The following is a 14,515-nucleotide window of genomic DNA, read 5'->3' as shown; positions in this document are numbered from 1 at the left end:
GTCACGCGCTCCTCTTGCGGCGGGTCCAGGGCGTCAGGACGTACTGGAGGGTGACGAGCAGGGCGTCCGCGACGAGCGCGAGGAGCAGGGTCAGGACGACGCCGGCGATGACGGGGGTGGGGAAGTTGCGCTGGAAGCCGTCCGTGAAGAGCTGTCCGAGTCCGCCGTCGCCGATGTACGTCGCCACGGATACGAGGGAGATCGCCATGACCGTCGCGATCCGTACGCCCGCCATGATCACCGGCAGGGCGAGCGGGAGTTCGACGGTGAGCAGGGTGCGCAGCGGCCGGGTGCCCATGGCCTTCGCGGCTTCCTTGGTCTTGGCGGGGACGGAGTCAAGGCCCTCGACGGTGTTCCGCAGGAGCACGACGAGGGTGTAGATCGTCAGGCCGATGACGGTGGTGGTGCGGGTGAGCCCGCTGACCGGCAGGAGCAGCACGAAGACGGCGATGGACGGGATGGTGAACAGGATGTTCGACAGGCCGAGGAGGAGCCCGCGCAGGGGGCGCACACGGTGGGCGACGACGGCCAGGGGGAGCGAGATGAGCAGGCCGAGGAGTACGGCGGTGAGGGCGGCCTGGAGGTGGGAGAGGGTGAGGGTGGTGAGGTCGTCGGTGTGGTCGGCTATCCACGACCAGTCGACGGTCACGCTGTGCGCTTTGCAGTAGCGGGGTCAGGGGTGGCTTCCGTGGGTTTTGCGTCGGGACCGCCGTCCTGGGTTGCTCGCGCCCCCGCGGCGGAGCCGCACATGTCAGAGCCCCGCGCCCCTGACGGGGCGCTGCTCGCCGGGTCGTGGATGTCGTCCCGCGCCGAGTCGCCCCTGGAAGGGGCGCGGGGAACTGCGCGCTCAGCCCCCACCGGCCCGCGGCCCGACCGGTGTGCCGCGCCCGCCACGCCGTGGATGTCGTCCCGCGAGCTGACCCCCGTCAGGACGCCCGCCGCGTCGACGCGGGCGACCAGGCCCGCGGGGGAGCCGATGGACTCGTTGAGGGCGGAGAGCAGCGAGTCCGTGTCCCGCAGGGGGCGTACGGGGACGTCCGCCGCGTCGCCGTCCTTGTGCCGCCAGGCCACCGGTGCCCCGGCAGCGTCCAGCCGCAGCGTCCACGCGCCGCCCTCCGGGGCGGGGGCCTGCGGGACCTCGGCCAGTGTCGTCAGGGAGAGCAGCTTCAGGCCGCGCTCCGCGCCCAGGAAGTCCGCGACGAAGTCGTCCGCGGGGCGGGCCAGGAGCTCGGCGGGGCTCGCGCACTGGACGAGGTGGCCGCCGGTGCGGAAGACGGCTATCCGGTCACCGAGCCGTACGGCCTCGTCGATGTCGTGCGTGACGAAGACAATGGTCTTGTTCAACTCCCGCTGAAGGCGCAGGAGTTCGTCCTGGAGCTGGGTGCGCACCACGGGGTCGACCGCGCCGAACGGCTCGTCCATCAGGAGCACCGGCGGGTCCGCGGCGAGCGCGCGGGCCACACCCACGCGCTGCTGCTGGCCGCCGGAGAGCTGGTGCGGGTAGCGCTTCCCGGCGTCGGCGGTGAGGCCGACCGTCTCCAGGAGCTCCGCCGCCCGCGCCCGCGCCTTCTTGCGGCCCCAGCCGAGCAGCAGCGGCACCGTCGCGATGTTGTCCAGGACCGTGCGGTGCGGGAAGAGCCCGGACTGCTGGATCACGTACCCGATGGAGCGGCGCAGCTCGGCCGCGTCCTGCTCCAGGACGTCCTTGCCGTTGACCCTGATCGTCCCGGAGGTCGGGTCGACCATCCGGTTGATCATGCGGAGCGTCGTCGTCTTGCCGCAACCGGAAGATCCGACGAGGACGGTCACGCCCCCTTCCGGCATCTCAAGGCTGAGGTCGTGGACCGCGGTTGTGCCGTTCGGGAAGCGCTTGTGGACCGTATCGAATTGGATCATGAGGAGTCCCTTGCCCGGCTGTATATCGTCATGCAGAGTTCTCGGTGACTGAATAGATTGTCAATAGTTAGTCCGCGCCCAGGCGTAAATCACTGGTTACAAGTGGTCGCAGGGCAAGACAGAGCGACCGGTTGAGGAGGAATTGCGAGTGATGTCGTCTCATATCGCGGACAAGGCGTCTGACAGGGCGACCGGCGACAGCAGCTCGGTCGTCGTCCTGGACGGCCGCGGACTGATGGTCGCAGATGTCGTACGTATGGCCGAATCCACCGCAAAGCCTGTTCCGGGAACGGACGGGATGAAGCGCGTGGAGAGCTCGTGGAACGCCGCCCGGGAGATCGCCTCCTGGGGCCGCGTCTACGGCCGCTCCACCGGAGTCGGCGCCAACCGGAATGAGTCCGTGCCGACCGAGGCAGCCGCCGACCACGGCCTGCGGCTGCTGCGCAGCCACGCCGGCGCGATCGGCGATGAGCTGCCCGCACGGCAGGTCCGCGCGATGCTCGCGGTCCGCGCCAACCAACTCCTCGCCGGCGGCGCGGGCCTGCGCCCGACCGTCGTCACGGCGCTCTGCGAGGCCCTGGAGACGGGCGCGTACCCGAAGGTCAACGAATTCGGCTCGGTCGGCACCGGCGACATCGCCGCGCTCGCGCAGATGGGCCTCGCGCTGGCGGGCGAGCACCCCTGGCAGGGGGCGGGCGCGGCCCCCGACCCGCAGCCCCTGGACAACAACGACGCCCTCGCCCTGATCAGCAGCAACGCCCTCACGCTCGGCCAGTCCGCGCTCGCCCTGCACGAATTGCGCGGCCTGATCGCGGCCACGCAGGTGGTGGCGGCGCTGTCCCTGATGGCGGTCGACGGTTCGTACGAGGCGTACGCGCTGCCCGTGCACGAGGCGCGGCGCCACGCGGGTTCGTACGCGGTCGCCGAACGGATGCGGCTGATCCTCGGCGCGCCCGACCGCCCCACGCCGCCCCTCGGCCGGATCCAGGACCCGTACGGCTTCCGCTGTGTGCCGCAGATCCACGGGCCCGCGACCGACGCGGCGGACGCCCTGGAGGACGTCCTGACGGTCGAGATCAACGCGGCGGCCGAGAACCCGCTGATCTCGGCGGAGGACATGGCGGCCTACCACCACGGCGGCTTCTATCTCGCCCAACTCGCCCTGTCCCTGGACCACTTCAGGCTTGCGGTCACGCAGGCGGCACGCCTGTCGACCTCACGCCTCTCGACCCTGAACGAACCGGGCTTCACGCGCCTGCGGCCCTTCCTCGCGGACGGCGAACCGGCGTCGTCGGGCGTGATGATCCTCGAATACGCGGCCGGGGCGGCCCTCGGTGACCTGCGCGCCTTCTCCGCGCCCGCGTCCCTGGGGCACGCGGTGCTCTCCCGTGGCGTCGAGGAGCAGGCCAGCTTCGCCTCGCTCGCGGCCCGTCAGACACTGCGGGCGTGCGAGGCGTACCGCCTGGTCGTGGGCTGTGAACTGGTCGCCGCGATACGGGCGTTGAGACAGCGCGACATGCGGCTCGACCCGGAGCTGCCCGTCGGCAGGGCCTTCGAGCTGGCGGACGCGGTGCTCGACGCGGAGCTGGCCGACCGGCCGTTGACGGATGATGTGACGGCGGCGGCCGGACTGCTCGACCGGTTCACGGAGCTGTGGTCCGGCCTCGGCGCCGGAAGCGGAACGGGCCTTGAAAGCCAGGCTGTTGTGAGGGGAACGCTATGAGTGACAGTCCAGCGGCGCGGCTGCAGGTGCTCTTCGAGGGCCACCGGCTGACGCCCACCCAGCGGCGCATCGCGCACTGCATGGTGCGGCGGGCGGCGGACGTCCCCTTCCTCTCCAGCGTCGAACTGGCGGAGCTCGCCGGGGTGAGCCAGCCCTCCGTGACACGTTTCGCGGTGGCGCTCGGCTTCGACGGATACCCGGCGCTGCGGCGGCACCTGCGGGAGCTGGCTCCCGCCGATGCGGGGGGCGAGGCCTCCCTCAACGAGTACCAGCAGGCGGTCGAGGCGGAGATCGAGAATCTGCGGCACCTGGCGGAGGTCCTCGCGGACCCGGCCCCGGTGGAGCGCGCCGGACGGCTCCTCGCCTCCTCCCGCCCGCTGCCGGTACTCGGCCTGCGGGCCGCCGCGTCCCAGGCGTACGGCTTCTCGTACTTCGCCGCGAAGGTCCACCCCGACGTACGCCTCCTCGACGAGGGCGGCACGATGCTGGCCGACCGGATCGACGCGGCGGTACGGGCCGGGGCCTCGGCGCTTTTGTGCTTCGCGCTGCCGCGGCATCCGCGCGAGGTGGTGGACGCGCTGGCCTACGCGCAGGCGGCGGGCCTCTCCGTGGTCACGGTGGCCGACTCGGCGTTCGCCCCCGTGGCAGCCCACTCCGACCTCCTCCTCCCGGCAGCGGTCGGCACAGGCCTCGCCTTCGACACGGCCTGCGCACCGATGCTGCTCGGGCGTGTGTTGCTTGAGGCCATGTGTGACGGTCTTCCGGACGCGCAGGCGCGGCTTGAGGAGTTCGACGCGGGGGCGGCGGCGCGGGGGTTGTTCGTGGAGTAGGACCCGGCCGGGGTCGCGTTACGTGCCGGGCACCGAGAAGCGGAAGAGCTTGCCCGACCAGGTGGCGTACAGGTCGTCGCCGAGAGCCTGCGCCGACCAGCGTCCGGAGCCGCCCGTGGCGCGGTGGTGCCAGACCTGCTCGCCGGTGTCGGCGTGGAAGGCGTACAGGCCCTTCGTGCCCGCGGCGAGGAAGAGTCCGCGCAGCACGCCCAGGAGGTCGAGTTCGGCCAGGCCCGCCCCAGCCGTCCAGCGCTTCGCGCCGGTCCCGGCGTCGACCCCGTGCAGGACCTTCTTGTCCAGGTAGCAGACGGTCCCACCGGCACGTGCGTAGCCGCGGTTGCCGCGGGCGGCGGTCCGCACCGTCCACAGGGTCTTGCCCGACGCGGGGTCGAAGGCGGCGAGCAGGCCGCGGGTCGAGCCGTTGAAGCCGGTGCTCGGATAGCAGAACAGGGTGCCGTCGAGCAGGCTCAGGGACCCCTCGTAGCCGAGGATCTCACTGTTCGTCGGGGGCAGTTGAGTGGGCTCGCTCCAGCGTGTCCGGCCGCTTTCGGGGTCGAGGGCGTGCAGTTTCATGCGGGCGTCGATGCCGTAGAGCACCTTGCTCGCCTTGCCCTTCTCCGGCGGATACAGGGTGACGAGGTCCTTCGTCCACACGCGCTCGCCCGTCTTCCGGTCGAGTGCGGAGTAGCCCTTGAGCATCGCGGCCGGATTGGTTTTGGATACGTCGCCCCAGGTGAGGAGTGCGCCCGCCGGGGTGGCGCCGATGGTCACGCTGACGTCCTCCTTGTCACGGGAGGTCCACCGCACGTCACCGCTCGACGCCTCCAGGGCCCGGAAGTGCCCGCCGCTCCTGACCATGACCAACTCGCTGTCGGAGAAGTCAAGTTCGGGCGCGTCGTCCCCGGCCGGGGCATCCCACTCCTTCTTGCCGGACCGGCCGTCGAACGCGTACACCTTGCCGTCGGTACGCACCGTGTAGACGCGCTTGTCGTCGGCGAGGGCGTCGGTGTTCTGGCCGCCGAGGTCCTTCCACAGGAGCTTGCCGGTGCTCCGGTCGAAGCAGGCGCCGGAGGCCTTCTCGGTGCACAGCAGCGTGGACCGGGTCACCGTGCGCAGGAACATGCCGGGCTGCGGAAGCTCCTTGGTCCAGGCGAGTTCGGGGACGGCTGCCGTGCCCCCGCCGTCCTCGCCGCGCGAGCGCAGGAACCAGGCGGTGCCGCCCGCCGCCGTCACGGCGAGTGCGGCACTGCCGGTCAGCAGGCGGCGGCGGCTGAGCAGCGGGCCGCGCAGCGCGCCGGCCAGCGTGCGCTGGTCCTCGGTCACCCGGAGCTCGACCGCGCCGAGCCAGCCCGCGGTGGTCTCCGGACGCAGCCAGGTCTGCAGCTGCTCGACGGTCGGGCGGCGGGCGGGGTCCTTGTCGAGGCAGGCGGTGACGATGCCGAGCAGGCCGTGGGGGACGCCGGTCAGCTGCGGCTCCTCGTAGGCGGCCCGGTAGAGCAGGGCGTGCACTGCGCCGGTGCCGAAGGGCGGCACGCCGGTGGCGGCGAAGGCGAGCACGGCACCGAAGGCGAACACGTCGCTCGCGGGCGTCAGTTCGCCCCCTCTCGACTGCTCGGGCGACATGAAGCCGGGCGACCCCGCGACCTGCCCCTCGGCGGTGAGCACGGTCCCGTCGACGGCCCGGCTGATGCCGAAGTCGATGACCCGGGGGCCGTCGAGGGTGAGCAGGATGTTGGACGGCTTGAGGTCGCGGTGGATGAGCCCGGCGCGGTGGATCGCGGCCAGCGCCTCGGCCAGGCCGCCGCCGAGCACGCGCAGGGTGGACTCGGGCATGGGTCCGTGGGCGGTCAGGGCGTCGGCGAGGGACGGGCCGGGGATGTACGCGGTGGCCAGCCACGGCTGCGGCCCCTCGGGGTCGGCGTCGACGACCGGCGCGGTGAAGGCGCCGGACACCGCGCGGGCGGCGTCGACCTCGGCCTTGAAGCGGCGGCGGAAGTCGGGGTCGGCGGCCAGTTCGGGGCGCACGACCTTGACGGCCACCGCACGCCCGCTGCGCGACGCGGCGAGGTGGACGCGGCCCATGCCGCCCGCGCCGAGCTCCCGGATCACCCGGTAGGGGCCGATGTACGGGGCGGGGGCGGGGGCGGCGGCCGAGGAGGCGTGCGGGGGCGGCGTGGGTGCGGGCCCGGGCCCGGGCGGATGCGGTGCGGACGGCGGCACGGGCGGGGTGGGCGGCGGCACGGGCGGGGTGGGCGGCATCGTCACGGCGTATCGCTCCGGAAGGCGTGGAGGGTGGTCTCGGATGCGGCGAAGAGGGTGCTGCCGGAGATCCGCAGCAGCCAGTCGGTCTTGCCTCCGGCGCTACTCCCGGCCTTACCGCCGGAGGGCTGGTGCGCCCAGAGCGGTTTTCCGTCGGAGGTGCGCAGGACGATGAAGCCCGGCAGGTCGCCGGTGGCCCAGGTGGCGATGGCCAGCACGGAAGAGGAGACGGCGGGCCCCTCGTCCTGCGCGCCGCCGGTGGTCGTCAGATGCACCGGGCTCGCCGTGTGCCACACCTGCTTCCCGCCGCTCATGTCCAGGGCGAACACGGTGCCCGCGCCGTCGTAGAGGTAGGCCCGCTCGCCGCGGACCCTGGCCGTGCCGATGTTGGTCGTCTCGTTGACGGCCGTCCACAGCTTCTTGCCGTCGGTGACGCGGTAGGCCCGCACCTTGGTGCTGGTGACGAGCAGGGTCTCGCCGTCGGAGGACAGGCGGGGGTAGGCGCCGGGTTCGATGACGCCCGGGACCTTCCACCGTTCGGCGCCCGAGCGCAGGGCGAGGCCGTGGAGCGTGCCGTTGTCCTGGACGAAGCAGCGGCTTCCTTCGGCGTACGCCTGGAAATCGCTGCCTCCGACCTTGCGCGACCACAGCACCTCGCCCGAGCCGAGATCGACCGCGAGCACCCCGTACCCCTTGTCGCCGCTCGTGCCGAGGACCGCGACCGAACCGGCGACGGACAGGATGCTCTCGACGAAGTCGGCGAACCCGTCGGCGGCACCCCGCTCGGTGACCGCATACGTGAACTTCTGCTTCCCGGCGGCGTCGACACCCAGCAGATGGCCGTGATCACCGTTCCAGGCCGAGGCGAACAGCGTCGGCCCGCACACACCCAGCCACTTCGGGCCCCCCGAGACGCCGGAGGGCAGCCGCAGCGACCCCGCCCAGCGTTCCTTCCCGGAGGCGGTGTCGTAGGCGGTGGCGCGTCTCTGCTCCCAGTGCACCAACACGTCGCCGAGGAGCTGGAGTCGCGCGCTCGCCAGCTTCTTCAGGGGGACCGACCACCGCGGCTCCGGCCCGGCCGGGACCTTGGCCGCCGGCCGGCCGGTGGTCCCCGCACCGCCGCCGCGGGCCGGGGCCTTGCGGGGCTCCGACCGCCACCCGGCCAGCGCCGCGGCCCCGCCGCCCGCCACGACGGTGGTGCCGGCCGCGGCGATCCACAGGAACCTGCGGCGGCCCGGCCCGTTGGCGGCGGTGGCGGCGAACGGGTCGACGGGCGGCGAGAGGGACGCCATGGGCACGGGCGGCGCGGAGACCAGGAGGGCGGCATGCGCCTGCCGTCGCGCGAGGTCCTCCCGCAGGCCCGGCGTGAGCAGCGCGGCGGGGTCGGTGTCCCCCAGCGCGGCCAGTACCTCGGCGGCGGGCGGCCTGCGGGCGGGGTCCTTGTCCAGGCAGGCACTGACCAGGGGCCACAACTCCGGTGGTGTGCCGTCGAGTCGGGGAGCGTGGTGGACGGCCCGGTAGAGGATCTCGGCCGTCCCTCCCGTACCGAAGGGCCCGCGCCCGGTGGCCGCGAAGACCAGGACGCAGCCCAGGGAGAAGATGTCGGCCGGCGGCCCCGCCTCGCGGCTCGACACGATCTGCTCGGGCGCCATGAACCCGGGCGTCCCCATCACGGCGTCGGTCCGGGTCACCTGGGTGGCGTCCACCGCGCTGCTGATGCCGAAGTCGATGACGCGGGGCCCGTCCTCGGTGATGAGTACGTTGCCGGGCTTGAGGTCGCGGTGGACGATGCCGGCGTCATGGATGGCCGGCAGCGCCTCCGCGAGACCGGCGCCCAGGGCCCGCAGGCCGGCCTCGGGCAGCACGCCGAAGCCGCGTACGACGTCGTGCAGGGACGGCGCGGGGACGTAGGCCGTGGCCAGCCAGGGCTGCGGGGCGTCCGCGTCCGCGTCGAGAACCGGCGGGGTGAAGAAGCCGCTCACGCGGCGGGCGGACTCGGCCTCGCGCCGGAAGCGCCCGCGGAAGTTCGGCGCCTCGGCGTACTCGGGCCGGATCACCTTCAGGGCGACCAGCCGCGACCCCGGCGACCTGGCGAGGAACACCCGTCCCATGCCGCCCTCGCCGAGGAGCTGGAAGACCTCGTAGGGGCCGATACGGGCGGGGCTCTGCTGCCGGTGGGCGTGGCCCGGCGGCTGCGGCACGGTGGGGGGCGTGGGCTGTGCGGCCGTGGGGTCGCTGTCCCCGTAGGGGTGGGTGTGCATGTCGTCGCCGCGGTGGTCAGCTCAGCGAGCCGAGCACGTCTCGGGCGGCGGTGACGGCGTCGGCCTCGGTCTGCTTCGGCGTCCTGTCGGAGCTCGTCGTGCTGTAGACGAACTGGGTGCGGACCGTGGCGTTGCCCTCACGGACGAGCACCTTCACCCAGACCAGCGAGTCGTCGACGGCGTGGACGACGAAGGCCTCCTTGCCGAGCCCGCTGACCGGCCGGGAGTCCGTCACCTTGTACGTGGGCCCCATGTCCTTCATGGCGACCTTCTTGTCTATGTCGTACAGGCTCTTGGCCGTCGGGCCGACCGTGAGCTTCACATCCAGGCTCTGGTAATCGCTGCCGGAGTCGGGCGCTTTCCACGTCGGCGACCTGGTGATCATCGTCGCCAGGTCCGCGTCGTCCATCAGGCCGGGCTCGCACGTGCTGCCGGGCGCGATCTTCTCGATGGTGGGAGCCTTGATCAGCTCGCATCCCTTGGGCACCTTGGTGTACGCCTTGCCCCCCGAGGCCGCCTCGTCCGACGGTGCCTTCGGTTTGGTGACGCCTCCGGGCACGCCGGGCGGCTTGCCCGACGCGGTGTCCTTGTCGTCGTCCCCCGACGTGGCGACGACCACCCCGATGATCACGGCCACGGCGAGCGCCGCGGCGCCCCCGATCAGCCAGGCGCGCGAACGGCCGCTGCCAGGGCCCGAGTTGCCGGTACCGCCCGCGCCGCCGGGCGGTACCTGCTGCGACCAGGCCGAGGGCGCGCCCGGCGCCTGCGGCGGGACGGGCGGCGGGGCCTGGCCGGGCATCGGGGGCGGCGCCTGGCCGGGGCCCTGGTGCGCCTCGCCGAAGCCCTGCCGGGGATCCACCTGCGGGTTCTCACTCACGGAGCAGCTCGCTTTCCTACGGTTCACACCCTCGGGACCGCACCGGACCCTCTCGCGAGACACTGCAATGCCGATGAAATTCTGCTGAAGCAGAGGGATTCGGCCGCCACGGGGAAAACGGGGAACTGTGCGGAGCGCAGGAAACACGGGGGAGTTCGCAGTGGGCGCGAGCAGAGCAGGCACGAGCAGAGCGGGCACGAGCAGAGCGGGTACGGAGAAGGCGCCGGGCGCGGCAGATGCGGGCACGTCAGGCCCGGCGGGCCCCTCCGGCCCCTCCGGCCCCTCCGATTCGGAGGCCGTGACGGGCCGACTGCGCCTCGCCCTGCTCGGTCCGGTCGTCGCCCGCCGTGGCGAGGTGCCGTTCGACCTCGGTCCCGTACGGCGGCAGGCGGTCCTCGCCGCACTGGTCCTGCGGGCGGAGAAGCTCGTCACCCACCAGCAACTACTCGACGACGTATGGGGACTTGAGCCACCTGGAACGGGCCGCCGCGTCCTGCCCAGTTACGTCTACCCCCTGCGCAAGGCGCTGGACGTGCCCGGCACCGGCCCCACCGCATCCGTGATCCGGGGTGAGCGCGGCGGCTACCGCTTCGTGCCCGGCGAAGCCGACCTGGACCTGCGTGAGTTGACCGGCCGGGGTGCCGCGGTGCGTGGCGCGAGGACCGTGGGTGACCTGTCCGCCGCCCTCGACGGCTGTACGCGGGCCCTGGACCTGTTCCGCGGGGAGCCGCTGGCAGGCCTGCCGGGACCGCTCGCCGACGCCGAGCGGCAGCGTCTCGCCCGGCAGCGGCGCACCCTGCACCAGGAGCGGGTGGAGTGCCTGGTGCTCCTTGGCCGGTACGCGGAGGCCCTGGACGAGCTGCTGGCCGCGCCCATGGCCCAGCCGCACGACGAACCACTCGCCGCCCTGCGGATGCGCGCGCTGTACGGCAGTGGGCGGCAGGCCGAGGCGCTCGCCGCCTACCACGAGACCCGGGACCGGCTCCGGGAGGAACTGGGCGTGGAGCCCGGCGAGGAGCTGCGCCGGGTGCACCAGGGCGTGCTGCGCCGCGACGGTCACCTGTTGCTCGGCACGGCCCCACCGCCCCGCACCGCGAACACGGCACGCAGCGCGAGCACACCCACCCCCGCAAAGCCGCCCGAGGGCGCCCCCTCCCCGCCCCCGGCACGCCCTCGCCGCAACGAACTCCCCGGCGACACCGCCTGGCTCGTCGGCCGGGAGCGGGAACTCGCCCTGCTCACCGAGCCGGTGCCCGCCGGCCCCGGATCCGTCTCCGTGGCCGCCGTCGACGGCACGGCGGGCGTCGGCAAGACCGCACTGCTTGTCCGCGCCGCCTGGACGCTGCAGGACCAGTACCCGGACGGCTGTCTCTTCGTGGACCTGCACACGCACGGCGCCCCGCACGAGAGCCTGCGCCCGCAACGCGCCCTGCACCAGCTGCTCCGTGCCGTCAACGGCGCCGACGACGAACTCCCGGACGAGCTCGACGAACTGGTCACCGCATGGCGTGCGGCCACCAGCTCCTTGCGGCTGCTGCTTGTCGTGGACGACGCCCGGGGCGCGGAACAGGTGCGCCCCCTGCTGCCCGCGGGCCCGGGCAGCCTGGTCCTCGTGGCCGGCCGCCAGCGCCTGTCCGGCCTCGACGCCGACCGGCGGCTGACCGTGGAGCCGCTGGAGACCGGCGACGCGGTCGCCCTGCTCACGCGTCTCCTCGGGGAGGCGCGCGCAGGACAGGAACCGGAGGCCGCGCAGGAACTCGCCCGCCGCTGCGGCGGCCTCCCGCTTGCGCTGCGGATCGCCGGGGCCCGGCTGCAGAACCGGCCGTCCTGGACGGTGGCCCACCTGGTCGGCCGGATGTCGGGCGATGAACACCGGCTGGGCGAGCTCCGGGCGGAGGACCGCAGCGTGGAGGCCGCCTTCCGGATGTCCTACGACCTGCTCGCCCCGGAACTGCGGCGCGGCTTCCGTGCGCTGGGCCAGTCCCCGACCGCCGAGTTCGACGGGCTGACCCCCGCCGTCATGCTGGGCCGCCCGCTCCGGGACGCCGAGGACCTCCTGGAGCGGCTGGTCGACGCGAGCCTGTTGCAGCAGCCACGGCCCGGCCGCTACCGGCTGCACGATCTCGTACGCGACCACACGCGCCGCCTCTCCGCCGCCGTGCCCGATGAGGCCGCGGCGGACCGCGCCGCGGTGCTGCACCTCTACACGGCCGCCGGGCGCATCGCCAGCGACTGGGGCCCCGAGGGGTATCCGACCGGCCCCGACGTCTCCGACTCGCCCTTCCCGGACTGGCGGGAGGCCGACGCGTGGCTGGAGGTCGCGGGCGGCCAGCTGCTCGACGTGGTGGCCTTCGCGGCGGCCACCGGGCAGCCCGACCACGCCTGCTGGATCGCCGAGTCGCTGGTCGACCCGCTGGTCCGCCAGGGCCGCTTCCACGAGTGCCGCTCCGCCCTGGAGCTCGCGCTGCCCGGCGCCGACCTGGCAGGGGACCGGCGGATGCCCTCCTCCCTGCGCAACTGCCTGGCCATCGCGGACATCTACCAGGGGCGCTTCCAGCAGGCGTACGCCTGGTGCGCCGACGCGCTGAGCATCGCCCGCCCCCGGGGCGACCTGCGCGAGCAGGCCCGGGCGATCGCCGTCATGGGCGCCGCGGAGCGTGCGCTGGGCCGCCTTCCGGAGGCGGCCGCCCACCTGAGCGAGGTCATGGGGCTCGCGTCCCGGCTCGACGACGACTGGCTTGCCGGGATGTCGAGCTGTCAGCTCGGCGCCCTGCACGACCAGGAGGGGCGGCACGAGAAGGCGCTCACGTACTACGCCACCTCGCTCGCCTTCGCCGAGAAGATCGGCCGCCCCAGGATGATCAGCAAGACCCTGTGCTTCACCGCCGAGGCCCACCTGGCACTCGGCCGGCACACCGAGGTCAAGGACCTGGCGCGGCGCGCGGCGGAGCTGGCCCGGGAGGTCGGCGACCTGCAGTTGCGCGCGACGAGCCTGTCCCTGCTCGGGGCCGCGGAACACGGCCGCGGTGACCTGCCCCTGGCCATCACCCTCCAGCGGGAGGCCCTGGCCACGCTCACCGAGCACACCAGCAGGCCCCTTGAGATGGAGGTCCGCCGCAGGCTCGGACGCACCTACGCGACGGCGGGTGACCCGGCCGAGGCCGAGCGGCAGTTCCGCATCGCCCGGTCCCTGGCCGGCTCGGCGTAGCGGCTACTCCTCGCCCCGGGTCCGCAGCACCACCTTGTTGACCACCCAAAGGCCGATGCCGATCGCGATCAGTACACCCGCCCGGATGTAGACCTCGGCGGGGCGGTCCGCCAGCGGGCTCGCGAGGATCAGGGCGGTGATCGCTCCGAGCACCGGAAGAGCCGTCGGCGTACGGAAGTGCCGGTGTTCGACCGGGTCGCGGCGCAGGACGAGGACCGCCACGTTGACCACCGCGAACACGCACAGCAGCAGGAACGCCGTGGTGTCGCCGAGGCCCTCGATCTCGCCCGTCGACACCAGGCCGATGGCCAGCAGCGAGACGAAGACGATGCCGACGACCGGCGTGCGGCGGCGGGGGAGGACCTTGCCCATCGCGCGCGGCAGGATGCGCTCGTTCGCCATGCCGTAGCAGAGGCGCGAGGCCATCATGATGTTGATGAGGGCCGAGTTGGTCACCGCGAACAGGGCGATCAGCGCGAAGAGTTTGTGCGGGAAGTCGATGCCGCCCGCCTTCACGACCTCCAGGAGCGGCCCGCTGGAGCCCTCAAGCACCTTGTAGTCGACGAGCAGGGACGACACCAGTGCCACCAGGACGTAGATCGCGCCCGTCACCGCGACGCCGATGAAGATCGCCCTCGGGAACGTACGCACCGGATCCTTCGTCTCCTCGGCCATGTTCACCGAGTCCTCGAAGCCGACGAAGGCGAAGAAACCGAGCGCGGTCGCGCCGAGCACGCCCGTCATCAGGGCGTAGGCCGTGCCGTCGCCCGCCTCGAAGTCCGTGAGGCGGGAGGGTTCGCCGTCCCCGCTCAGGACGGCGTACGCGCCGATCGCGAGGATGATGACCAGGCCCGTCAGCTCGACGAGCGTGAGGACCACGTTCGCTTTGACGGACTCCGCGACGCCCCGCAGGTTCAGCGCCGCGAGCGCCAGGATGAAGGTGATCGCGACGAGGGTCGGCGGCAGCGCGTCGCCCGTCAGTTCGCCGAGGTAGTCGCCGCTGAAGGCGCGGGCCGCGGCGCTCGCGGACGAAAGCCCTGAGCACATCACCATGAACGCGATGATGAAGGTGAGGAAGGGCGTCTTGAAGGCCTTCTGGGTGTAGAGCGCCGCTCCCGCCGCCTTCGGGTACTTACCGACCAGTTCGACGTACGAGGCCGCCGTCAGGATCGCCACGACGAAGCCGATCGCGAACGGCACCCACAGCGCGCCGCCGACCTTCCCCGCGACCTTGCCGGTGGTGGCGTAGATGCCGGTGCCGAGGATGTCGCCGATCACGAAGAGGACAAGGAGTTTGGGGCCGATCGCGCGGTGCAGCGCCGGTTCTTCGGCGGACGGTGGCGCGGTGGCGGGCGTGCCGGATGTCGTCACAGGATCATCTCCCCCGGGGGTGTGCCTGGAGGGGACGTCTGCCCCGGAAGGGACGCGGGGATGCGGGAGTTGAGGAACCTCAGAGGTGGC

9 protein-coding genes are annotated in these 14,515 nt (G+C 72.9%); 3 read left to right on the top strand and 6 right to left on the bottom strand.

Going from position 1 to position 14,515, the window contains the following annotated elements; all coding sequences use genetic code 11:
* Position 1 precedes the first annotated feature (1 nt).
* Together ACGFX9_RS24170 and ACGFX9_RS24165 are read right to left on the bottom strand one after the other, a co-directional pair.
* The gene (locus ACGFX9_RS24170) at positions 2-649 is read right to left on the bottom strand and encodes an ABC transporter permease (protein WP_393475599.1); all 648 of its coding nucleotides are present in this window, start codon (positions 647-649) and stop codon (positions 2-4) included.
* On the bottom strand, positions 646-1,896 hold the full coding sequence (locus tag ACGFX9_RS24165) for an ABC transporter ATP-binding protein (RefSeq protein ID WP_393475596.1): 1,251 nt from the start codon (positions 1,894-1,896) through the stop codon (positions 646-648). The genes ACGFX9_RS24170 and ACGFX9_RS24165 overlap by 4 nt, the downstream gene beginning before the upstream one ends.
* Positions 1,897-2,047: 151 nt before the next feature.
* Here ACGFX9_RS24165 and ACGFX9_RS24160 point away from each other — a divergent pair, with 151 nt between their 5' ends.
* Together ACGFX9_RS24160 and ACGFX9_RS24155 are read left to right on the top strand one after the other, a co-directional pair.
* Positions 2,048-3,619 carry an aromatic amino acid ammonia-lyase gene (locus ACGFX9_RS24160; RefSeq protein WP_393475593.1) on the top strand — a complete coding sequence of 524 codons (1,572 nt, stop codon included), beginning with the start codon at positions 2,048-2,050 and terminating at the stop codon, positions 3,617-3,619.
* The gene (locus ACGFX9_RS24155; RefSeq protein ID WP_393475590.1) at positions 3,616-4,449 is read left to right on the top strand and encodes a MurR/RpiR family transcriptional regulator; all 834 of its coding nucleotides are present in this window, start codon (positions 3,616-3,618) and stop codon (positions 4,447-4,449) included. Before ACGFX9_RS24160 ends, ACGFX9_RS24155 begins: the two co-directional genes overlap by 4 nt.
* A gap of 18 nt (positions 4,450-4,467) precedes the next feature.
* On the opposite strand, the gene ACGFX9_RS24150 is transcribed toward ACGFX9_RS24155, so the two are convergent.
* Genes ACGFX9_RS24150 through ACGFX9_RS24140 form a run of 3 tightly spaced genes read right to left on the bottom strand, consistent with a single transcriptional unit; the run spans position 4,468 to position 9,846 of the window.
* Complete coding sequence (locus ACGFX9_RS24150; protein ID WP_393475588.1) at positions 4,468-6,708, bottom strand: PQQ-binding-like beta-propeller repeat protein; 2,241 nt, start codon at positions 6,706-6,708, stop codon at positions 4,468-4,470.
* 2 nt (positions 6,709-6,710) lie between these two features.
* Complete coding sequence (locus ACGFX9_RS24145) at positions 6,711-8,969, bottom strand: PQQ-binding-like beta-propeller repeat protein (RefSeq protein ID WP_393475585.1); 2,259 nt, start codon at positions 8,967-8,969, stop codon at positions 6,711-6,713.
* A 16-nt stretch (positions 8,970-8,985) separates the two neighbouring features.
* Positions 8,986-9,846, bottom strand: a complete 861-nt coding sequence (locus ACGFX9_RS24140) for a hypothetical protein (RefSeq protein ID WP_393475582.1) — start codon at positions 9,844-9,846, stop codon at positions 8,986-8,988.
* Between the two features lie 160 nt (positions 9,847-10,006).
* Between ACGFX9_RS24140 and ACGFX9_RS24135 the strand changes: the two genes are divergently transcribed.
* A complete protein-coding gene (locus ACGFX9_RS24135; RefSeq protein WP_393475580.1) occupies positions 10,007-13,054 on the top strand; it encodes a BTAD domain-containing putative transcriptional regulator in 3,048 nt (1,015 codons plus the stop codon).
* Between the two features lie 3 nt (positions 13,055-13,057).
* On the opposite strand, the gene ACGFX9_RS24130 is transcribed toward ACGFX9_RS24135, so the two are convergent.
* On the bottom strand, positions 13,058-14,425 hold the full coding sequence (locus ACGFX9_RS24130; protein ID WP_393475577.1) for an APC family permease: 1,368 nt from the start codon (positions 14,423-14,425) through the stop codon (positions 13,058-13,060).
* Positions 14,426-14,515 lie beyond the last annotated feature (90 nt).

Origin of the sequence: Streptomyces sp. NPDC048436, assembly GCF_043200355.1 — a bacterium.
Lineage (GTDB): Bacteria > Actinomycetota > Actinomycetes > Streptomycetales > Streptomycetaceae > Streptomyces.
Note: the sequence above shows the minus strand (reverse complement) of the source record. Positions and strands in the feature narration are given on the sequence as shown.

Bases quoted from the DNA above. Each gene is read 5' to 3' on its own strand.
- ACGFX9_RS24145 (WP_393475585.1), bottom strand. From the start codon at position 8,969: ATGCACACCCACCCCTACGGGGACAGCGACCCCACGGCCGCACAGCCC.
- ACGFX9_RS24150 (WP_393475588.1), bottom strand. From the start codon at position 6,708: ATGCCGCCCACCCCGCCCGTGCCGCCGCCCACCCCGCCCGTGCCGCCG.
- ACGFX9_RS24155 (WP_393475590.1), top strand. From the start codon at position 3,616: ATGAGTGACAGTCCAGCGGCGCGGCTGCAGGTGCTCTTCGAGGGCCAC.
- ACGFX9_RS24160 (WP_393475593.1), top strand. From the start codon at position 2,048: ATGTCGTCTCATATCGCGGACAAGGCGTCTGACAGGGCGACCGGCGAC.
- ACGFX9_RS24165 (WP_393475596.1), bottom strand. From the start codon at position 1,896: ATGATCCAATTCGATACGGTCCACAAGCGCTTCCCGAACGGCACAACC.